Source organism: Shouchella phoenicis (genome assembly GCF_047238345.1).
Lineage (GTDB): Bacteria > Bacillota > Bacilli > Bacillales > Bacillaceae_D > Shouchella.
This window is the reverse complement of the sequence record NZ_JBDFMQ010000001.1, coordinates 3,462,717-3,481,997: the sequence shown is the minus strand read 5'-3', so window position 1 is coordinate 3,481,997 and position 19,281 is coordinate 3,462,717. Positions and strand designations below refer to the sequence as shown.

The window sequence follows — 19,281 nt, the reverse complement described above, 5'->3', positions numbered from 1 at the left end:
GTGCGTTATTCGTATAAGGTTTTGTCTTCTACTTTGCTCGTAATAATTGTGAGTACGAGACCTAACAAGATGATTCCTGCTGCTGCAAAGGTAATCATGCGGAAGTCTAACCCCATATTTAAGAACAATGTGCCGAGCGTTGCGCCTAGTGCGTTTGCAACGTTAAAGATGGATGCAGCAATGGTACCAGATAGCATAGGTGCATCTTTTGCTGCTAAAATGACTTTTGCATTTAGTAACGGGGTTGTTCCAAATGTCCCTGCACCAAATAAGAAACAGCTAATTAATGCCAAGACAGGGCTTTGTAGAAGGAACGTAAACGAGAACAAGACAAGCGCGAGTGCAATTAACGAAAACATTAATGTTTTCGTTAATAATCTTGGTGGCACGCGACCTGACGTGAAGTTCCCGATGACAGCACCTAAACCGAAAAAGAACAAACCAAGCGTAACGCCAGGAACGCCAAAGCCTGCAAATTCACGAAGCATCGGCTCTTTAAATGTGTAGGCTGTAAAGACACCAGAAAAACCGAAGACAATAATAGCAAGAACCCAGAGTACGTTCTTGTTTAATAAAGCTTTTAGCTCTGATTTTAGCTTTGGTGTTTCTGCTTGCTTTTCATTTGGCACAAAAATAGCTAAACCAATGAGTACAAGGGCACCTAGTAAGACTAAGAACCAGAAAACGAGGCGCCAATCGAGCATACCTCCGATAAATGAACCGAACGGGACACCAATCATGATTGCGATGGTTAACCCACCTTGCACAATCGCGATGGCTTGAGTACGTCTTTCAGGTGCCGACATATTAATCGCCATCATCATGGCAAGACCGAAAAACGGAGCGTGCATAGCTGCTGATAGTAATCTTGATAGCAAGAGTACCTCAAAGTTAGGCGCGGTAGCCGCCACAATGTTACTTATAACAAAGATTGCTGTAAGAGCAATTAATAGTGGTTTTGGCGGATATTTTATTGTGATGACACGTAAGAGAGGTCCGAAGACAGCTACGCTTATCGCGTATACACTTAACAATAATCCAGTTGTTGAAACAGCAACGTTTAAATCACGTGCAAACTCCGTTAGTAAGCCGGTTACGACATATTCTGTCATCCCTATGGCGAACGTACCTAACATAAAGATTGTTAATACGATGCGGCGATTATTTACGAAACGTAACATAAACCTCCACTCCTCTCTCTATTTCCTTTTTTCACAAACGAATTCCTAAGATACAGGAAGATGCTCATGATGTCTAGTCTTTTGTACGAAAAAATACCGATTATTTAAATCCGGAAACCATGTAAGCGTTTAATGAGCTTTACCGTCGAGGTCGGAGGAAACCCATTGCACGGGCATAGTGCTTGGAAGATATTCATATATAACTATGTAGGATATTTTTCACTGAAAGGAGTGGCTGCATCAATGAAAAAAGTACTAGCATTGATCGTGCCAGTCTTACTCGCCAGCGGTTGTAGCAACGCGCTACAGGAGGAGGATGCACAAATGAAGTGGTCAAAAGAACAAGCCTTTGTTGAAGATGTAAATAGCCGCGTCTATTATGAAATTTTTGTGCGAGCGTTTGCAGACGGCGATGGAGACGGCATTGGCGATTTAAAAGGGGCTACGGAAAAATTAGATTACTTACAAGAGCTTGGTGTGAATGGGATTTGGCTTATGCCTATAAACCCGTCACCTAGTTATCATGGCTACGATGTAACAGATTATAAAGCGATCCATCCTGAATATGGGTCAGTCGAGGATATGAAGGTGTTTGTGGAAGAGGCTCATAAGCGTGACATTGAGGTAATCATGGATTTTGTTATGAATCATAGTTCGTATGATCACCCATGGTTTCAAAAAGCATTGGCAGGGGATGAGACGTATCGGGATTACTATGTTTGGAGCGATGAAACAACAAACCTCAATCAAGTTGGGGATTGGCACCAACCGGTTTGGCATGGAGATGGTGAACCGAAATATGAAGGGGTATTCTGGCACGGCATGCCGGACATGAATTTTGCCAACCCTCAAGTCATGGATGAGTTTAAAGACGCAAGTGCATTTTGGTTAGAGGAAGTCGGGTTAGACGGCTTTCGTTTAGACGCAGCAAAATATTTATATAGCTCTTATCAGATCGAGAATCACCACGATGAAAATGTGGCGTTATGGAGCGATTTTAGTGAGCATGTTGAGTCGGTCAAACCGGGCTCGATGCTCGTTGGAGAAGTGTGGGATAGCGCCTCTATCGTTGGACAGTATTTACAAGGATTGGACAGTGGCTTTAATTTTGATTTGTCCGCAAGGTTACTATCCGCGGTTCAACAGGAAAGGGATACAGGCATTGCCTCCAGCTTGGAAAAAGTGCGGAGCCATTTCGCTTCCGTAACGGACAGCTATGTGGACAGTACATTTTTATCAAACCACGACATGGATCGGGTCATGAGTCAGCTTAACGGAAATGAAGAGCACGCAAAAATGGCGGCATCGCTCTTATTAACGTTGCCTGGAAATCCGTATCTTTACTATGGGGAAGAGGTTGGATTAGAAGGGATGAAGCCTGATGAGCACATCCGCGAACCAATGATTTGGAAGAAGGAAAAAAGTGCAGAAGAGACGAGTTGGATTGACCGAGTCTACAGCACGGATCGCGAAAAAGTCGCCGTTGAGTCACAGCTTAAAAATGAACATTCTTTGCTTCTCCATTATAAAGAACAAGTTGCGGTAAGAAGAAGTCATCGGGTATTAATGGATGGCGAAGTAGCTGTTTCCGATGTGAAACAGGACGGCCTTGTTACGTTTGAACGTGTGTTAGATGACGAAACGTTACTCGTCCTTCATAATGTGTCAGGTGAAGAGGTCGATGTGGAAAAGCCAGCCGAATGGAATAGTCTTTACTATCACTCTAACGGTTTAAACGAAGAAAACGAATCATTAACTCTACCGCCGTATTCTACGGTCATATACAGCAAAGAATAAAAAAAGGCCAGCTGGCTAATCAGCTGGTCTTTCTTTAATGATGGAGTTTGCTTTTTAACGTATCCACATGCTCACGCTGTTCATCGATAATACGGTGCACGACAGCTAAACTTTCCTCATCGAGACCGTGCCTCGCGATTTTTTCCGACATCCGAATGCCGTAAATGTTTTCGCCTTTAATCGCGTGTTTTAAAATATCTTGTTCGCCATGAGGGTGATCGAACACTTCGCTCATCCAGCGTTGAATTGTTCCAAATGTGCCTTCATTTTTCACCGGTACACCGTCGAGGTCTCGAATACGGGTTGCGAGTAACGAAGCATGTTCTTCTAAATCATCATGTATATGAGACATGGTTTCGTGCAAAGAGGAGTCTTCTGAGAGATGTTTTAAATAGTGCTCATACGTATGAATCCCCATGTATTGCCCTTCCAATAATTGATTTAACGTTTCCACTTCATGTGCATCCATGTGCATGGGTGTGCCTTCCTTTCGTGCAACTTTTTTCTTAGTAGTATGGAGGTTTTGGCTACTCTATACACGATGTGGCTTACTTATTTGCACCTGCTTTAAGCCCCTCCACCATAAATCGTTGAAACATCATGAACAGAATGGTAATAGGGACTGCAACAAGAACCGCTCCTGCAGCAAATAACGTAAATTCTGTGTTCCCACGTCCTGTGACCATTTCGAATAAACCAATTGCGAGAGTCTTGTTTTCATTCGATCGTAACACGAGTCGAGCGAAGATAAAGTCCATCCATGGCCCAATAAAGTTTGAGACGGCAACGAAAACAAGAATGGGCACGGACAACGGCATTAACACACGGGCAAAGATCGTCGTGTTTGAAGCACCATCGATTTTGGCTGCTTCTTCTAAGCTTTTAGGTAATGTATCAAAATACCCTTTTACGAGCCATGCATTAAACGGAATAGAGCCACCAGCATAGACAAGGATCAATCCCCAATGGTTATCAAGCAAATTTAACTGTAACAATAAAATATAAATTGCAATCATGCCCATAAAACCAGGGAACATTTGCAGGACAAGCATCGCCATAAGTCCTTGCTTTCGTCCTGGGAAGCGAAAACGACTAAAGGCATATGCTGCTGTCACAACAAGGAATGTAGATAAAATCATATTCCAAAATGCAATCTTAAGCGTATTTTTATACCACAATAAATACTGTGTCTCGCTAAAAAGATGACTGTAATGAGCGAGCGAGAGGCGAATGGAGCTAAATGCTTCTAACATGGTGCTCGGGCTAAAGTGACGTACCCCTTCCCAAAACAAAGTCCAGTCCATGCCTGGTATTATTTGTGCGGCAAATAAGGAGGTTCCAGGATTAAACGAGCCCATCACAATCCAAATAACTGGATAAATGGTGAAAATGGCAACAAGTACTAAGAGAAGGTGCTTTAAGAATGAGCCCAGACGTTCTTTTTGTTTGCGTGTCATAGCATCGTATCCTCCTCTTTAAACGCTCGAGTCCGTCTGAAGTTCCAGATCGAAATGGCGGCGAGCGCAAGGAAGATTAAGATCGAGATCACCGATGCAATGGCAAACTGGCTCTGGTCGAGCGTTAGCTTATAGATCCAAGAAATCAAAATATCCGTTGAACCTGCATAAGAATAGTTGACGTTAACAGGTCCTCCTTGAGTGAGCAAATAGATCAAATTAAAATTATTGAAATTGCCTGCAAAGTTCATAATGAGCAATGGGGCTGTCGAGAACATCACAATCGGAAGTGTAATTCGCCAAAATCGCTGTCGTCCGTTTGCGCCATCCACCTCTGCCGCTTGATACAACTCACGGTCAATACTCGTCATCACGCCGCTCATTAACACCATCCAGAATGGAAAACCAAACCAAATGTTAACGAGGACAAGGGTGAATTTTGCCCAGTTCGGATCACTCAACCAAGGGACAGCAGCAAGTCCAAGAAATTCAAAGTATTGATTAATTGGTCCGAATTCGCCATTGAATAAATTTCGCATAATTAAAATGGAGACGAACGTCGGAATGGCCCAAGGCAAAATATAGATACTGCGCCAAAATTTTTGAAAGCGAATTCCTTTTGAATTTAGTAATACAGCAAAGAATAATCCAACAAAGAACGTTGTAACAGTTGCCAAGATTGCCCAAATAATGGTCCATGAAAAGACGCCAAGGAATGTGCGGTTCCACGTTTTCATATTAAATAGATCAATGAACGTTTGAAAGCCGACCCAGTCGACTAACGATGCTGGAGGAATATGGTTTGGAGCCGAATAATTTGTAAATGCAATCGCGACCCCAAAAATAAGCGGTAAAATCGTAAGAAATGCAGTAAATAAAACAGATGGCATTAATAAGAAATAGGGAAAACCTTTATCTGAAAGAAAATGAAGCGTTTGTTTAAACGTATGGGGTTTCTTTCCCTGATCTCGTTGAAATCCTACTTTACGAGCATCACGTATGGATAAATAATACATCCACAAAAACAACAGTCCACATAGTAAGAAAATAATCCCTTCAATGAGTAAAAAAATCGAGTGATCACCTTGAACAATGTTAAATCCTACTCGTGTTTGCTCAGTCTCCCCTAATGTATAGAGTCCCCACATGGCATTGCGAAAGGGCAAAGTCCAGAATAATAGTAAGTAGATTTCTAAAGCAATAAATATGCAACCTTTAAGATATTGACGGTGGTAAAGCTGTCCAAATCCCATGAAGAAAATCGATAGCAGCGTTCCGAGATTTTTATGACTACGCATGTGTCTTCACTCCTTTATAGCGTAGAAGGTATAAGCGAATATAACGTAAATTCCATAATTGAATAGATAAGTCGGAAACAAGACTCGTTTATTCATGTACACTTTTGAAAAGGTCGTGTTACACTTGTTTGTTTAAAATGGCGACGACTCCAGTGGGAACCGTGTGCCGGTGAGACAACGTAGTGGCTCACGGTGTGCCCCACGGAAAGCGTCCGCCAAAAAACAAACCAATTGGAAGTTTATGGATTATTTAAGATCTAACGATTCTGTGTTTCAATGGCATCTTCAATCTGCTCGCGAGCAGATTTGAGCGCTTGCTCTGGGTCCATGCCATCATTCCAGATGGATGTATAAGCAACTTGCATAGGCCCCCAAACAGACATCATTTCTGGCATATTCGGCATCGGGACCGCTTCTAACGCTTGTTCTAAAAATGCCGTTGAAATCTCATCTGCTTGAATCGTTTCATGATCAATTAACGACTCAACAGGTGGAAGCTGCCCGGTGATTTCATAGCGTTTTAACAACATTTCTTCACTCGAAGCAAATTGGGCAAGCAATGTAGCAGCCATCGGGTATTCACTATAAGAATTTACGTAGTAGGCTTTGATACCGGAATAGGATTGTGGCGCTTCTCCGTTTTCAAGTAATGGAAGGGGGGCAACCCCAAAATTCACACCAGCATTTTGATGATTGTGTACATCCCAAGGACCCGAAATGCGATAAGCTAAATTCCCATCATTGAAAAAGGATGAAATTACGTCATACGTAATATCTTCAATAGCGAGTGGAAGTAATTCATCATGCATCGTCTTTAAAAATTCGCCAGACTGAATTGCGCCTTCATTATCTATTCCAAGGTCTTCAGGGTTCGTGTTGTTATCGCCAAATACGTAACCTCCGTAGCCTGCCATAAAAGCATGGGTATAATAAAAATTCGCCGGTTCCATCATAAAGCCAAATGTTCGTTCACTACTTGTAGATTCTTCTTGGAATGCTTTCGCACTGGCAAACAACTCTTCCCATGTAGCAGGTGGTTCTTCAACGATATCTTTATTGTAAAAAAGCGCATATGTTTCAATGGCAATTGGATAACCATAGAGCTGATAATTTCCATCTTTATCGGTATACGATGTTCCGCTAATGGCGGCATCCATAAATGTATCTTTGTAATCGTTTGCATAATAATTCTCATAAACAAGGCCTGCAGAAACCATTTTTCCTAAATGGTCATGGGCGGAATTAAAGACATCGGCGCCGAGTCCAGCAGGTCCATCTGTTTCTAATTTTGTTGAGGCTTCTGTATGTCCAACTTCTTGTACTTCAACGGGTACTCCGTATTCTGCTTCAAACTCTTCAGCTACTACAGAAGCCCATTCTGCTTCTTCATCACTATTATCCCAAAGAACAAGGTGAGCACCTTCCTCAGGCACCAGAGCTTCTTCAGTTGGTTCGTTATTAGGGTCACTTGGTTCTGTTGTTTCCGACTCTTGCTTGTCTCCACCATTACAACCAACTAAAAAACTCGTTAACAATGCTCCTGAAATGAGTGTACCAACTGTTTTTTTGAACACCATTTACATTCTCCCCCTTGAGCGCATAATAGAAAGCAAACGCATTACTAAAGGAGTATGTAGAAGAAGGACTGTTTATGTTGGACAACAGATAGAATATTACTGGGAAAGAACGAGTCTAGGCGTGCAATTGGTGCATGTATAGCTTGTCTTTCCTTGAAAATAAAGGGCAAACGGTTGCATAAATAAGGCAGCATATCGTGTTGTAAATATTTTTCGACATGAATTTAGAATTCCAAAAGTTTATAAGGGTGTCAAATTCATTATGGCTGCTGTTATGCTCGAAACAAAGAAGACACCGTGAGCGCAAAACTGATAGTGGAAGTGTATGCTATTTTAAATAAACTGTTCATGTTTTGAACCAATTTTGCGTTATGAAATGCATTCATTCAAATAGATAAAAACAAAACCTACCGACAAGAGTCGATAGGTTTTAAGTTTAAGACTTTGCGTAATGTGGTGCTTTGAATTTCACAATGAAGGCAATGAGTAGACCAGCAACTCCAAGGCTAAACAAGATAAGCTGGATGCTGACATTTGCTGCAACAAGCGCACTAACTAATCCATATGCAATTGGATCAAATCCGTTCATGGCTAGGAAGATAATGCTCATCACTCGTCCCATTAGACGGCCTTCGGTATTTTCTTGAGCTGCTGTGAAAAATGGAATATAAACAAACGACATCGAGAAACCAATGAAGAACACGACGATCGTCAATGTTAATAAGTTTGGTGCGATACTAAAAATGAGTAACGTACCGACAGAAGCAAATAGCCCCATCAACGATGTAAAGCCGCGTCTTTTAATTTGAATTGAACTTAGAAGGAATGTACTTATAACCATCCCTACACCTAAGCTTACTTCCATGTAACTCAAGTTAATTGGCGTTCCACCGTGCAGATCAACGAGTAATGGAATCGCAATATGGAGTGCGCCAAAGACGAAAAAGTTCAGTGTAATTAACACGAGCAAGCCGACTAATAAGAAATTTGAGCTCTTAATATAGCTAAATCCTTCACGTAAGTCTTTAAGCGGGCTTTGTTTCACTTGATTTTCCACAGGTGCTTCTTTAATAAATGGTGGGAAAATCACAACCGCAGATAGGAAAACAAGAATTGTGGCGACGAGATAGCTCGTTGCAACAGTGCCAGATTCCATAATTAACCCAGCTAAAATCGGGCCAAGGATGAAAGAAACTTGGTCAACTCCTTGGAAATAGGCGTTGGCTTTTTGGAGCTGTTCTTTTGGAACAATTTTAGGAATCATTGATGAACTTGCTGGTCCGAAAAATGCATCTAGCGTTCCAAAAATAGCGGCTAACCCTAGTAAGATGAGAAAAGTCATCTGGTCTAAGTCAACAAGGAAATAGATCGATAATAATAAGATTCCTTGTGCTAAGTTGGTTCCGAACATGATAGTCGTTTTTTTATATTTATCAGCAACAACACCACCGAATGTCATCATCAATAATCGAGGAACCGTTGCTGCAATTAAGACAATACCTAAAGAGCTTGCAGATCCAAGAATCGTGACCACATACCATGTCGTTGTTGTTAAGAACATGCTGAAACCAACGACGGCAAAAATACCTGCAATGAGCAGGAGCACGAAGGTGCGGTTCTTAAATAAAGAGGTTTGTGCCATAGTATGATCTCCTTTAATTCGATAAGAATAGTATGACCGATTCATGGTTGATCATGTACAAAAACCTAACGGTAGGTAGGTTTAACGTGTAAGCTGGCTTTACAAGACAAAAAAAAATCAGTACAATGATGGTGTATCCTACCGATCGGTCGTTAGATCAGGATTATATCGCAAACGTTGAATGATGTAAAGGGGAATGATATGCATACTAAAGAAAAAATTAAAAAAGAGAGTTTGGAACTTTTTGCGTTATTAGGATATGAAGGCACATCTATGGCGAATATCGCTGAAAATGTTGGGATCAAGAAACCTTCGCTATATGCGCATTATAAAAACAAAGAATCACTGTTCTTGGATTTGGTGATGGACATGTCAACGGATTACGTCAAGTTTATTGAGGAATCCCTCGACCAAGGGAACGTAGGAATTGAAAAGCAGCTCTACAAAGCTTTTCTAACGTATGTTCATGACTGGACCCAAGATGATGCAGGGAACCAATTTTACAGTCGTTTCTTACAATATCCACCTCAACCACTGGCAAAGCAGTTAACCGATACGTTAGGAGAAACAGAGCGTAAAGTGCGAGGTCTTTTAACTGAATTGATGAGAGACGGACAACAAAAGGGTATTTTGACCAATGAACTAGGTGCAGAAACAATGGCGTACACATATTTTGCGCTCATTGAAGGTCTCGTAACAGAAGTTGTGTTTTACGCTCCTGAAGACATTATTGAACAGGCAAAAAAATCTTGGAAAGTGTATTGGCGTGGAATTAAAGCATAAGGAGCTGTAGGAAATGATCCATTTCTTTAAAGCAAGAGGGATTTTTGTTAAACGGAAAAAAGGTCAAATCGGCTCACGAATAGAACCAACCTATGCACTTATGTTTGTAAAAGATCGAACCGATGTTGTCAAAATTGATGGCGTACGGTATTTGTTTTTAGGCTTTGGAGACGACACATATGAAACGGTTCAGGCTCTCAGCGAAAGGAAAGCGAAGGAAACGTTTCGTTGTGAACGAACTTCGCAAGGGGCAAGTGAAAAGACCAAAAATAAAAAGCGCTATTTGCTCGGCTTTCAACATGAACAAACAAGCGCCTTATCAATAATTGAAACAGATTTATCTGCATCGCAATTAAAGAAATTTGATCGTCTAACATGCTACAGACCTGATTAATTACTCGGGTTTGTAGCTTTTTTTCTGCCTTTTCCTGCAAAAAGACCTTTCCTTAAAAGCTTAATGAAGAAGCCCACAAGAAAGGCTGAAAGGATTGTTCCTTCACGAATCCCAACAAGCTCACCAAAAAACGTAAAGGACAAGAGGATGCCGACACCGACAAGGCCCCAATCAAATGAGACTTTAACCGAACTAAATGGTTTGTTTAAACGATCCGCTAGCACTTTAACAATGGCTTCGCCTGCATTCATAATGGTTTTTGCTTCAATTTGTAACGTTACTCCTAAAGCGAGGAACAGACAACCAATGACTACAAGGCTTAATTTTTCAACGTAAAAAAATGGGTGAATAAATGCCGTTATGAACATCCCGAAATCGATAAAAAGGCCAAGGAGTGGCGCTATTAAAAGTTGTAAATAGTGTAAAGCTGGAAACGTCGAGCCTAAAATCAATTTCTGCACAAGCACAAAGAAAGCGAGTAGGAGAAATGTAAATGTGCCAATTGATAAAGGCAACGACAAACTTAATACGTATGGGACGCTTGATATTGGTGATGTTCCTAATTCCGATCGTGTGGTTAGGGCAATGCCTAAACCCATAAAAAAGAGACCGAACGAAAAAAGAGCGTATCGGTTAAATGACTGCAAATAAATCCCTTCTTTAATCTAAATATTGACGGCTTTTTTGCCGAATTTTCTTTAAGGTTTGCACATACGTCTGAAGATCAGATTCACTAATGTCGGCTACGATGTCTTGATAAAACGTTTCTGTACCTGGAAGAATGCGTTGATACAAGGTAAGACCTCGTTCGGTCAGACTTACATAGTGGGAGCGTTTGTCTTCAGGGTTGCTTCTTTTAACAATTATGGTCTTACGTTCTAATAGATCAACAATACGGGTTAGCGTGGCTTTATCTTTTTCAGAAACAGAGGCTAGTTCCTTTTGGGGAAGGTCACCATGTGTATGGAGGCGTTTTATGACGGTCCATTGTTCTGGCGTAATTCCGTATGTTTTTAAATAGGCTGTAAACGCACGAAACATGGTTCGGTGCGTCTGTGCGGTCATAAACCCAATTGACTCATCAAACGATTCAAACAAAGCAATTGTGCTCCTTTTCAATGTAGTTCGTGCAACAACTATATCATCAAGGGATGGGGCTGTCAATTTTGTTCGTGCAACAACTATATGCGTTGACGAGGTTTAAGTTGGACCATTGAGACAAGCTTGATATAATAAATGAAGAATGTTTGATGCAGTACGGAGGTGTTTGTTATGGGGATTTACCGAAAAATTGGCTATGGGTTTATCTGTTTATTAATTCTAACGTTCTTGGCCAATTTTATTGCTTTAGTAACTGGCGGGGCGTCAAACCCAGTATTTATGGGCTGGCTTATGGCAGTGTTAATGTCTTCAGCAGGACTAGGCATTTTCTTTCTCTCTTTAGATCATTATCAAAAAACGGATAAAGAAAAAAAATCACAGCGCGCTTTCCTATTGATGACAGTCATTTCGGTCTTGTTTATTGGGTTAGCAGCATATGAGGTTATTGCGATTAACAATTACTAAGAGCCGTTTTTGCGGTTCTTCTTTACTTTAGAGAGATTTCAGCATCGTAGGGAAGGCATCAAGGATTAGCTGGCTCATAACGAGCGGGCTGCTCGTAATAGCTCTTGGAATTGTATGGATCTTTACTCAATCGACATTTGTTACAATTATATTGGGGCTTATAATCGTAATCCATTTTAACGCATATTGGGTTACGCTAGGAATCTTAAGGAATGAAGGGTAAAACAAGCGCTTAGGGTGTCTCCTAGGCGCTTGTTGGTTTCTTTATTCTTCTTCAATTTTTTCGTATTCTTCATGCTTGATGACGGTGCGCTGTGTTTCGTCTTCGCGACCAGTGTAATCGTCGAACTCTACCGAGATGGTATTGTCATATATATTAATGACGCGTGCTTTTTTATTTTTAAATTCTCCTTGTGTTACAACGACACGTCGTAAATTTTCTACTTTTGCTTCTTCTGCCATGGATATCTCTCCTTTTAGCTCACTTTTTATTTTTTTCCCGGATTTAAGATAAAGAAAACATGATTTGCTTTATTTCTAACATAGGATAGAAGGGAATTTCAAGAATTCTCCCCCCTTCTTTTAAAATAATTTTTTCCATATAAATCAGACAAAGGATTGAAAAAGATATTTGTTCCTGCAGAATTAAGTGTTAAACTAATCATACTTTACGAACGAATGGAGCGATCATGGCGGTGTAAACCTTCCTTCTCATATCAGCTAAATAAAACTGAATAATGAGAAGGAGTGAATCGCATTGGGCTCAAAATCTTTCTTCCTTTTAATGATCGGTCAAGGCAACAACAGTGCTGTGATGGTTCTGTATATTGTTGCGTTGATGCACATCATTTATGAACAATCTGGATCTGCTTTTATGATGAGCATGGTTCCAGTTGTTATTACCTTTACTCGCTTTTTATCTGGCTTACTTGCCCCTTTGTTGTTTACCTACTTTTCACTTCCTCGTATCCTTTTTTTCGCACAAGGCTTAAAAGGAATCCTGTTTATCTGCTTGTTTCTAATGATCTTCTTTATGCCCGGTGCAACAGTTTTTTTTGTGATCAGTATGATTGCATTATTAGACGGAGTCGCTGATCCGGCGAGTCAGTCGCTATTACCACGAATTGTAGCAAAAACGGAGCTAATTAAGGCGAATAGTACAGCTTCTGTCATTTTTGAGACTGTTGGAGTAGGGTGTTGGGCAATCGGAGGGATTCTGCTTGTTTTTGTAGGTGCGGAAGGCTTGTTGCTTTTTGTAATTGGTTTTTCTATGATTGCGACAGTGGCGTTCTGGCTTATGCGACATGAGGTGCCAAGTCTGTATGAAACGAACGAATCTCATTGGAAAAAATCGATGATGATCGGATGGAACGTCGTACTGCAGACAAAATGGTTAAAACAAGTCATGCTTACGACAAGTCTCGATGCCGTTGCTGGTGTAGTATGGATGGCAGCTGCTGTTTACCTATTTGTTGAAGAAGTATTGCAAGTATCTGAGGCTTGGTGGGGATGGATCAATGCTAGTTTCTTTACTGGTCTGATTGTGACCGGGTTCTTTCTGTATAAACGAGCTCATATTCTCGAGAAACAGACGTCGCGGTTGCTGCAAATTGGATTTGCCGGAGGCGCGGTTGTTACCGCATTTTTTACATTGAACACGATTCCAGTCGTCGCTCTTGTTTTGTCTATCGGAATCGGTATGTGTGAACAGGTAAGAGGTGTTGGGCTAAATACGATTCTCCAACAGCATATTGAAGCCAAAAAGCTTCCTTATGTCTATGCCGTCCAAGCTTCACTTTCCACATTATCATTTGGGATTGGAGCGCTACTCGTTGGCGTGGTTGCGGAGGCTTTTGATATAAGAATTGTTTATGGGTTATCTGCGCTATTCCTATTGCTCTGTTTCTTTTCATGGACGAAGATAAAAGTGAAATAAGTAAGCTGTGTGTGAACAACAGGAGGCATGACCATGGGGAAAATACACATTAAAGCAGGTGATTCCGTTTCGCTTGTGACGGAAGAAATCCAGTGGAGCGTTGTTGAATTGGAAGCAAGTCAATTATATGAACTTGTGCTAGAAAGACAAGTAGTACAGGGGAGAAATCCATATACGCTTCAAGCCAATGCGCTTTTTCGAGCGGACGAAAATGGGAAAATTCAACCAGCTGAAGTAGCGCCATTAAGAGGGAGCTATTCAGAAGCGGATTCAATGGGTCTGTTTTGGTCAATGGGAAAAAAAGACACAGAAGCAATAGGGCCGTCCCTCGTACATGCAAACAAAGTTGACCCGCACTGTTACACGCTGACGTTAGTTCAAGCAGGAGTTAAACTTGATTCGGTCAAACTCCGACGTCAGTGGTATCCAGAACAGATCAAACGACTACCGGTTCATGATGCTGGTCTGATCGGAACGTATTTTTTTGAAGAGGGTATAAGCAAACCAACCATTATGGTGGTTGGAGGGTCAGAGGGCGGTGTGTACGAATATGTTGCCGCTGCCCTTGCTTCAGAAGGGTTTCATACATTTGCCATTGGTTATTTTGGTGTAGAGGGTAAACCAGATCGTCTTGAAGGGATCGATCTTTCTATCGTGGATCAGGCAGTGAAATGGATAAAGCAGAGATCAGAAACGACCGAGAAGATCGGTATACACGGAACCTCCCGTGGAGGCGAATTTGCGCTTTGGTCCAGTGTTTATGTAGACGATCTTGCAGCGTGTGTAGCGCTAAATGGGATGAGGTATTCCATGGCAGGCATTGTTCCATGGTCTTCCGATAAAAGGTTGCCACCAGCATGGGTATACAACGGTCAAACACTCCCTTATTTAACACCAGAAAATCCAGTTGAAGCAGCATTATTATGCAAACAGCTTTTTTCTGAAGGGAAGAACCCTTTTAAAATTTGGTATGATGCCCTTTACGAGTATTTGCACACGTACCCTCAGGCCAAAATACCGATTGAACGTACAAATAAGCCGACATTGTTGTTAGCTGGAAGAGACGATGGAATGTTCTCAGCTGAACAAATGAACGATGTGGAACACAATCCGCATATTCACCAACAGCTCTTTGCTGAAGCTGGTCACGAAATGGGAATTCCATATCTCCCTATTTTTGCTACAGTGTTTCACGGTGGTAGAAGAAGAGAAACGGCAAGAGCGAGTATTGTGTCATGGAAAAGAACCGTGCAATTTTTTCAGAGACATTTAAAAAATGAACCGTAAGAGCAGGTGATGATGCAGCTGCTTTTACGGTTTTTTTAGTGGTGATAAGCCAGATCCAATTAATGCAGCTACTAACGTTTGATAGCCGGCATCATTCGGTTGCTCATGATCTGTTGCAAGCAATGCGTCTGTGTGCTTTTGAAACGCATCATAGGCATTAATAATCTTGACCTGTTTGTATGTTTCTAAAGTCATTAATTTCTTATTGTAGCGACGAATGACTTCATCGAGTAAATCAGTTTCAGGATACGGATTATATAGATTGAAAATTCGAATAAAATAAGGCTGACGTGCGTGTTGTTTCGTTTCGACAATATATCGAATCAATGCTTCTAATGCTTGGTACGTGAGCGTATCTGCTTGTGATAGAGCCCGATCCGATTTGGTGAGCTTGGCGATTTCAAACGCATCAAGAAAATCATTCCTACCTGTTGTAATCGTGATAACGGTTGCGTCATAAATGGTTTGCTCATGTTGATAATTAGATGCAAACCAGTATAACTGGCGTGCCGTTGCCATGTTTTGAACAAGCGTTTTAAGTTGGAAAGGCTCCCTTAATTCCGCCTTTAAATGTCGTAAATAAGGAAGTACAAAGCCTTGATCGTCTTCCGATTGGCTAGAAGATCCTTCCGCTGTCGTCAGTGAATCCCCTATTGCTAGGTACGTATGCATGAGGGTTCGATTCACCTCCTTTCTATAGTTTACTCTATAGAAAGAAAGAGGCAACGGCCATTGCCCTTAATAAAGCGGAGATGTGAAAATAAAAGCAGAGCTTCCCATGAAGCCTATCTTAAAGGTATAAAAATCGCTCTTCTTAATCTACAGTATGCCTGCCAATCATTATGCCAGCTTGAAAAATGAGTGTAATCATGATGAAGAAATAAAGAATTTGAATAAAGGGAGCAGCAGACCAGACGCCAATTAGGTGCATAAGGTTTAGGACAATGAATAACACAGTAGGAACAAATACAAAAATCCGTCGTGTAGACATGTTGTTTTCACCTCAATCGTTAGTAGGTTTTAGTTAAAGTTTACCGCAAAAACTACTTCGCTAGAAAGTCTTTCCTATTAAAACAGCTGCTATCTGAATATGTAGTAGTAGTTATTTTCACATCTACCTTGAATGATGAAATTGACTCAAGTTGTTTTCTATTAATATTTTCTAGGTTTTTATCATACTAGTAAGTAAACATCCCCTTGATGACTAGATTTAAGAAGAAAGGTCGTCGACATATGTCAAAGAGATCTATGGGCTTTTTAATTGGTGCGATTGGCGTCATTGTTGCGGGTTATTTTATTCTACCAGTTTCTCTTCCTCTCATCGTAGCGTTTGTTACTGCAATTTGTTTAGCTCCTTTTGTCCGACTCTGTATAAAGTATGTAAAGGTGAATCGGATGATTGCTGTTTTACTTGTATTTGCTACGTTCCTTGTGCTTTTACTTGGAGTAGGATATCTTCTTATAACCGTTGTAATTGCTCAAGGAACGTTATTTTTAGAGCGGTTACCGACGTATATCGCAAACATTAATGAAGCGTGGAATGACTGGTTAATTTCATTGGAGGCCTTATCGGAACAATTCCCACAAGAGATGATTGTCGCGATTAACAGTGAGACAACGCATTTACTAGATAGTTTACGTACAAGTGTGAGTCAAATTGATATCATTGGTATTTCAACAAGTATTATGGCAAGCATACCGGGTTACTTCATTTCATTTCTCGTTTTTGTTATCGCATTATTTCTTTTTTTATTAGAGCTACCACGTATTCAAGCAGGGTTCTACCACTATTTAACGAATGAAACAAAGCAAAAAGTTCATTATATGCTGCAACGATTTTCTGGCGTCCTGATTGGCTTTTTAAAAGCACAATTTATTGTGAGTATCCCTATTTTTCTCGTATCGTTAATTGGCTTATTTATTATTGTGCCTGAGGTTGCGCTGATGATGGCACTGGTTATTTGGGTCATTGATTTCATCCCGTTAATCGGGTCGATTGTCATTCTAGCACCGTGGGCCATTTATCAAATGTTTATGGGGCAGATGGCTTTAGGCATACAGCTTCTCGTTCTCGCAGCCGTTTTGCTTATTATTCGAAGAACGGTGGAGCCAAAAGTGATGGGCACACACATTGGTTTGTCGCCGTTGTTAACGCTCATTTCCATGTACTTAGGTGCTCGTTTATTGGGTGTAATGGGTTTATTTCTTGGACCGTTACTTGTCATTGCATTTACATCAGCTAAAGAGGCTGGGATGATTCGAATAAAGGGTAAAATATAAGGAGTAAAGCGTAGATAGGACGCTTTACTCCTTTTTACTTATCCTGTAATGACGTTCCCTTTTGGGTATTGTATGGATGAGGCTTCTGTTTTTGCAAGGGCAAAAGCAAGGGTGACTGGACCGATTCGCCCCGCGAACATGAGCACCATAATGATCCATTTGCCATACTCACTCAAGTCTGCGGTGATACCCATCGACAGGCCAACCGTACCAAAAGCGGATACCGCTTCAAATAGAGTTGCTAAAAACGGCGTTTGTTCAGTAATCGTCAGGATAAAGACACAGCCAAAAACGAGTAATGCGCTTATTGTTGTAATGGCTAACGCTCGATGAATAATCGTGCCGGAAATGGTTTCTTGAAAGGCTACTGCTTCTTTTCTACCTTTTAAATACGTAAACATCGCAATAAGAATGACAATGAACGTGGTTAATTTAATGCCACTTCCGGTTGAAGCACTTCCTGCACCTATAAACATGAGTAAAACCATTAACAACAAGCTTCCTTCACTCATTGAGCCAATATCAATGGAATTAAAACCTGCAGTTCGTGGTGTGACCGCTTGAAAGTACGAGGCCCATAGTTTATCTGGTAACGAAAATGACCCGATGGTTGCAGGGTTGTGATACTCAAGCAAAAAGATGACCAGCATCGCACTGCTATTTACAATAAGCGTTCCAACAAGCATAAGCTTTGTGTGGAGCTGCAATTTTCGAAACGATTTACGCTTCAAAACGTCCGCTAGCACAACAAAGCCAATTCCACCAATGATAAATAAGCATGTAATCACGAGATTCACAAGTGGATCGCCGACATACCCTGATAAACTGTCACCCCATGTGGAGAAACCTGCGTTGTTAAACGCTGAGATGGCGTGAAATGCACTAACGAATAGTCCCTCTTGCCAACCATATTCAGGTACCCAGCGAATAGCAAGCAGCATCATCGCGATGGCTTCAATAGTAAATGTGAAGATGACAATTAATTTCACTAAGGAAACCATTCCACCGACGGTAGGCTGATTAAACGATTCTTGAACAAGTAGTCGACTTGTGAGACCAATTTTTTTTCCTAAAAGAAGCGCAATGACAACAGCAAATGTCATCAAGCCAAGGCCACCTATTTGCATGAGAATCATAAGCACAACCTGACCAAATGTCGTAAAGAAGGTACCAGTATCAACAACAACCAATCCGGTTACTGTAGTGGCAGATGTAGCAGTGAAAAAAGCATCTGTCCATGAAAGCGACCCTTCAGATGCAATTGGCAGTTTAAGAAAAATTGTACCAATAAGAATGACAAAGAGAAAACCAAACGCTAGCACTTGAGGTGGGTTTACTTTCATCAAACGTACGTGCTTCACGCAAATTCCGCCTCTTGGAAACGAGCGATATCTTCGTCTCTACCAAGAACAATGAGTAAATCCCCTTCAGAAACAGGATCATCTACCATAGGTGTAACGTTTAAGTGATCTTTTGTTTGCAAAGCGACTAAGTTAAGCTGATAGCGTTTTTTTAATGCCAATTCACCAATGGTTTTTTTTGCAATTTGTCGATCGGCCACAAGTTCTGCAATGCTATATTGATTAGACAACCCAATTCGGTCTACAAATGAGGAAGAGACCATGTTCTGAGCAATGCGCACACCCATATCCACTTCAGGTAAGACAATGTGATCGATGCTTAGCCGTTCAAGTAGTAATCGGTGATGTGGGGTTTCTGCTTTTGCCCAAACGGTTGGCACATCAAATTCCTTTAAGTTGACTGCGGCTAAAATGCTTGATTGGATACTCGAGCCAATCGCAACGACACCGATGTCAAACTGATTTAATCCTAGTGTTTTTAAATCACGTTCTTCTGTTGCATCTAAACATACACTTTGAGAAACGATGTCGCGAACGTCCTCCACTTTATGAACATTCATGTCGACCGCTAGAACCTCATGCCCAAGGCGAGTGAGCTCTTCGCAGATACTTCTTCCGAACGTTCCAAGTCCAACAACGATACATGATTTTCTTACATGTCGCATGGTTTTCTTCCCTTCGAATGTCTTTCATGAGCAACAATGCTTTGCGATGTGGCCACA

At 41.1% G+C, this 19,281-nt stretch carries 20 protein-coding genes; 7 read left to right on the top strand and 13 right to left on the bottom strand.

What is annotated here, in order from left to right; genetic code table 11:
- Positions 1–5: 5 nt before the first annotated feature.
- Entirely contained in the window at positions 6–1,181 is a 1,176-nt protein-coding gene (locus ABC361_RS18595) for an MFS transporter (RefSeq protein ID WP_413075332.1), read from the bottom strand.
- Positions 1,182–1,424: 243 nt separating this feature from the next.
- On the opposite strand from ABC361_RS18595, the gene ABC361_RS18590 reads away from it, so the two are divergent.
- The gene (locus ABC361_RS18590; protein ID WP_413075331.1) at positions 1,425–2,978 is read left to right on the top strand and encodes an alpha-amylase family glycosyl hydrolase; all 1,554 of its coding nucleotides are present in this window, start codon (positions 1,425–1,427) and stop codon (positions 2,976–2,978) included.
- Between the two features lie 34 nt (positions 2,979–3,012).
- Here the strand turns inward: ABC361_RS18590 and ABC361_RS18585 are convergent, their stop codons facing one another.
- The 5 genes from ABC361_RS18585 to ABC361_RS18565 all read right to left on the bottom strand — a co-directional run bounded on the left by ABC361_RS18585 (position 3,013) and on the right by ABC361_RS18565 (position 8,952).
- Complete coding sequence (locus ABC361_RS18585) at positions 3,013–3,453, bottom strand: ferritin-like domain-containing protein (protein WP_413075330.1); 441 nt, start codon at positions 3,451–3,453, stop codon at positions 3,013–3,015.
- Positions 3,454–3,526: 73 nt separating this feature from the next.
- Positions 3,527–4,435: a sugar ABC transporter permease gene (locus ABC361_RS18580; RefSeq protein ID WP_413075329.1), complete on the bottom strand. Its 909-nt coding sequence runs from the start codon at positions 4,433–4,435 to the stop codon at positions 3,527–3,529.
- Complete coding sequence (locus ABC361_RS18575; RefSeq protein WP_413075328.1) at positions 4,432–5,733, bottom strand: carbohydrate ABC transporter permease; 1,302 nt, start codon at positions 5,731–5,733, stop codon at positions 4,432–4,434. Before ABC361_RS18575 ends, ABC361_RS18580 begins: the two co-directional genes overlap by 4 nt.
- 257 nt (positions 5,734–5,990) lie before the next feature.
- A complete protein-coding gene (locus ABC361_RS18570; RefSeq protein ID WP_413075327.1) occupies positions 5,991–7,310 on the bottom strand; it encodes a sugar ABC transporter substrate-binding protein in 1,320 nt (439 codons plus the stop codon).
- Between the two features lie 436 nt (positions 7,311–7,746).
- Positions 7,747–8,952 (bottom strand): MFS transporter, encoded by a 1,206-nt coding sequence (locus tag ABC361_RS18565; RefSeq protein WP_413075326.1) that lies wholly within the window; start codon positions 8,950–8,952, stop codon positions 7,747–7,749.
- A 201-nt stretch (positions 8,953–9,153) separates the two neighbouring features.
- Here ABC361_RS18565 and ABC361_RS18560 point away from each other — a divergent pair, with 201 nt between their 5' ends.
- Positions 9,154–9,735, top strand: coding sequence for a TetR/AcrR family transcriptional regulator (locus ABC361_RS18560; RefSeq protein WP_413075325.1), 582 nt, complete (start codon positions 9,154–9,156; stop codon positions 9,733–9,735).
- 13 nt (positions 9,736–9,748) lie between these two features.
- On the top strand, positions 9,749–10,129 hold the full coding sequence (locus tag ABC361_RS18555) for a hypothetical protein (RefSeq protein WP_413075324.1): 381 nt from the start codon (positions 9,749–9,751) through the stop codon (positions 10,127–10,129).
- Here ABC361_RS18555 and ABC361_RS18550 read toward each other — a convergent pair.
- Both ABC361_RS18550 and ABC361_RS18545 read right to left on the bottom strand, forming a co-directional pair.
- Complete coding sequence (locus tag ABC361_RS18550; protein WP_413075323.1) at positions 10,126–10,776, bottom strand: YczE/YyaS/YitT family protein; 651 nt, start codon at positions 10,774–10,776, stop codon at positions 10,126–10,128. The two genes, ABC361_RS18555 and ABC361_RS18550, sit on opposite strands and share 4 nt — an antisense overlap.
- A gap of 13 nt (positions 10,777–10,789) precedes the next feature.
- A complete protein-coding gene (locus ABC361_RS18545) occupies positions 10,790–11,227 on the bottom strand; it encodes a MarR family winged helix-turn-helix transcriptional regulator (RefSeq protein ID WP_413075322.1) in 438 nt (145 codons plus the stop codon).
- Positions 11,228–11,401: 174 nt separating this feature from the next.
- On the opposite strand from ABC361_RS18545, the gene ABC361_RS18540 reads away from it, so the two are divergent.
- Positions 11,402–11,695, top strand: coding sequence for a hypothetical protein (locus ABC361_RS18540; RefSeq protein WP_413075321.1), 294 nt, complete (start codon positions 11,402–11,404; stop codon positions 11,693–11,695).
- Positions 11,696–11,959: 264 nt separating this feature from the next.
- On the opposite strand, the gene ABC361_RS18535 is transcribed toward ABC361_RS18540, so the two are convergent.
- Positions 11,960–12,157 (bottom strand): KOW motif-containing protein, encoded by a 198-nt coding sequence (locus ABC361_RS18535; RefSeq protein ID WP_413075320.1) that lies wholly within the window; start codon positions 12,155–12,157, stop codon positions 11,960–11,962.
- Positions 12,158–12,452: 295 nt separating this feature from the next.
- Between ABC361_RS18535 and ABC361_RS18530 the strand changes: the two genes are divergently transcribed.
- Positions 12,453–13,631 (top strand): MFS transporter, encoded by a 1,179-nt coding sequence (locus ABC361_RS18530; protein WP_413075319.1) that lies wholly within the window; start codon positions 12,453–12,455, stop codon positions 13,629–13,631.
- Positions 13,632–13,664: 33 nt separating this feature from the next.
- Positions 13,665–14,918, top strand: coding sequence for an acyl-CoA thioesterase/bile acid-CoA:amino acid N-acyltransferase family protein (locus tag ABC361_RS18525; protein ID WP_413075318.1), 1,254 nt, complete (start codon positions 13,665–13,667; stop codon positions 14,916–14,918).
- A 24-nt stretch (positions 14,919–14,942) separates the two neighbouring features.
- On the opposite strand, the gene ABC361_RS18520 is transcribed toward ABC361_RS18525, so the two are convergent.
- Both ABC361_RS18520 and ABC361_RS18515 read right to left on the bottom strand, forming a co-directional pair.
- A complete protein-coding gene (locus ABC361_RS18520; RefSeq protein WP_413075317.1) occupies positions 14,943–15,590 on the bottom strand; it encodes a GDSL-type esterase/lipase family protein in 648 nt (215 codons plus the stop codon).
- Between the two features lie 142 nt (positions 15,591–15,732).
- Entirely contained in the window at positions 15,733–15,909 is a 177-nt protein-coding gene (locus ABC361_RS18515) for a hypothetical protein (RefSeq protein ID WP_413075316.1), read from the bottom strand.
- A 242-nt stretch (positions 15,910–16,151) separates the two neighbouring features.
- On the opposite strand from ABC361_RS18515, the gene ytvI reads away from it, so the two are divergent.
- Positions 16,152–17,198 (top strand): sporulation integral membrane protein YtvI, encoded by a 1,047-nt coding sequence (ytvI, locus tag ABC361_RS18510; RefSeq protein WP_413075315.1) that lies wholly within the window; start codon positions 16,152–16,154, stop codon positions 17,196–17,198.
- A 38-nt stretch (positions 17,199–17,236) separates the two neighbouring features.
- Here the strand turns inward: ytvI and ABC361_RS18505 are convergent, their stop codons facing one another.
- Both ABC361_RS18505 and ABC361_RS18500 read right to left on the bottom strand, forming a co-directional pair.
- Entirely contained in the window at positions 17,237–18,541 is a 1,305-nt protein-coding gene (locus tag ABC361_RS18505) for a TrkH family potassium uptake protein (protein WP_413075805.1), read from the bottom strand.
- Positions 18,542–18,555: 14 nt separating this feature from the next.
- A complete protein-coding gene (locus tag ABC361_RS18500; RefSeq protein WP_413075314.1) occupies positions 18,556–19,224 on the bottom strand; it encodes a potassium channel family protein in 669 nt (222 codons plus the stop codon).
- Positions 19,225–19,281 lie beyond the last annotated feature (57 nt).

Excerpts from the sequence above, each read along its gene's own strand:
- ABC361_RS18520 (WP_413075317.1), bottom strand. The coding sequence starts at position 15,590 with ATGCATACGTACCTAGCAATAGGGGATTCACTGACGACAGCGGAAGGA.
- ABC361_RS18525 (WP_413075318.1), top strand. The coding sequence starts at position 13,665 with ATGGGGAAAATACACATTAAAGCAGGTGATTCCGTTTCGCTTGTGACG.
- ABC361_RS18560 (WP_413075325.1), top strand. The coding sequence starts at position 9,154 with ATGCATACTAAAGAAAAAATTAAAAAAGAGAGTTTGGAACTTTTTGCG.
- ABC361_RS18535 (WP_413075320.1), bottom strand. The coding sequence starts at position 12,157 with ATGGCAGAAGAAGCAAAAGTAGAAAATTTACGACGTGTCGTTGTAACA.
- ABC361_RS18570 (WP_413075327.1), bottom strand. The coding sequence starts at position 7,310 with ATGGTGTTCAAAAAAACAGTTGGTACACTCATTTCAGGAGCATTGTTA.
- ABC361_RS18590 (WP_413075331.1), top strand. The coding sequence starts at position 1,425 with ATGAAAAAAGTACTAGCATTGATCGTGCCAGTCTTACTCGCCAGCGGT.
- ytvI (WP_413075315.1), top strand. The coding sequence starts at position 16,152 with ATGTCAAAGAGATCTATGGGCTTTTTAATTGGTGCGATTGGCGTCATT.
- ABC361_RS18585 (WP_413075330.1), bottom strand. The coding sequence starts at position 3,453 with ATGCACATGGATGCACATGAAGTGGAAACGTTAAATCAATTATTGGAA.
- ABC361_RS18595 (WP_413075332.1), bottom strand. The coding sequence starts at position 1,181 with ATGTTACGTTTCGTAAATAATCGCCGCATCGTATTAACAATCTTTATG.
- ABC361_RS18500 (WP_413075314.1), bottom strand. The coding sequence starts at position 19,224 with ATGCGACATGTAAGAAAATCATGTATCGTTGTTGGACTTGGAACGTTC.
- ABC361_RS18575 (WP_413075328.1), bottom strand. The coding sequence starts at position 5,733 with ATGCGTAGTCATAAAAATCTCGGAACGCTGCTATCGATTTTCTTCATG.
- ABC361_RS18540 (WP_413075321.1), top strand. The coding sequence starts at position 11,402 with ATGGGGATTTACCGAAAAATTGGCTATGGGTTTATCTGTTTATTAATT.
- ABC361_RS18505 (WP_413075805.1), bottom strand. The coding sequence starts at position 18,541 with ATGAAAGTAAACCCACCTCAAGTGCTAGCGTTTGGTTTTCTCTTTGTC.
- ABC361_RS18515 (WP_413075316.1), bottom strand. The coding sequence starts at position 15,909 with ATGTCTACACGACGGATTTTTGTATTTGTTCCTACTGTGTTATTCATT.
- ABC361_RS18580 (WP_413075329.1), bottom strand. The coding sequence starts at position 4,435 with ATGACACGCAAACAAAAAGAACGTCTGGGCTCATTCTTAAAGCACCTT.
- ABC361_RS18555 (WP_413075324.1), top strand. The coding sequence starts at position 9,749 with ATGATCCATTTCTTTAAAGCAAGAGGGATTTTTGTTAAACGGAAAAAA.
- ABC361_RS18565 (WP_413075326.1), bottom strand. The coding sequence starts at position 8,952 with ATGGCACAAACCTCTTTATTTAAGAACCGCACCTTCGTGCTCCTGCTC.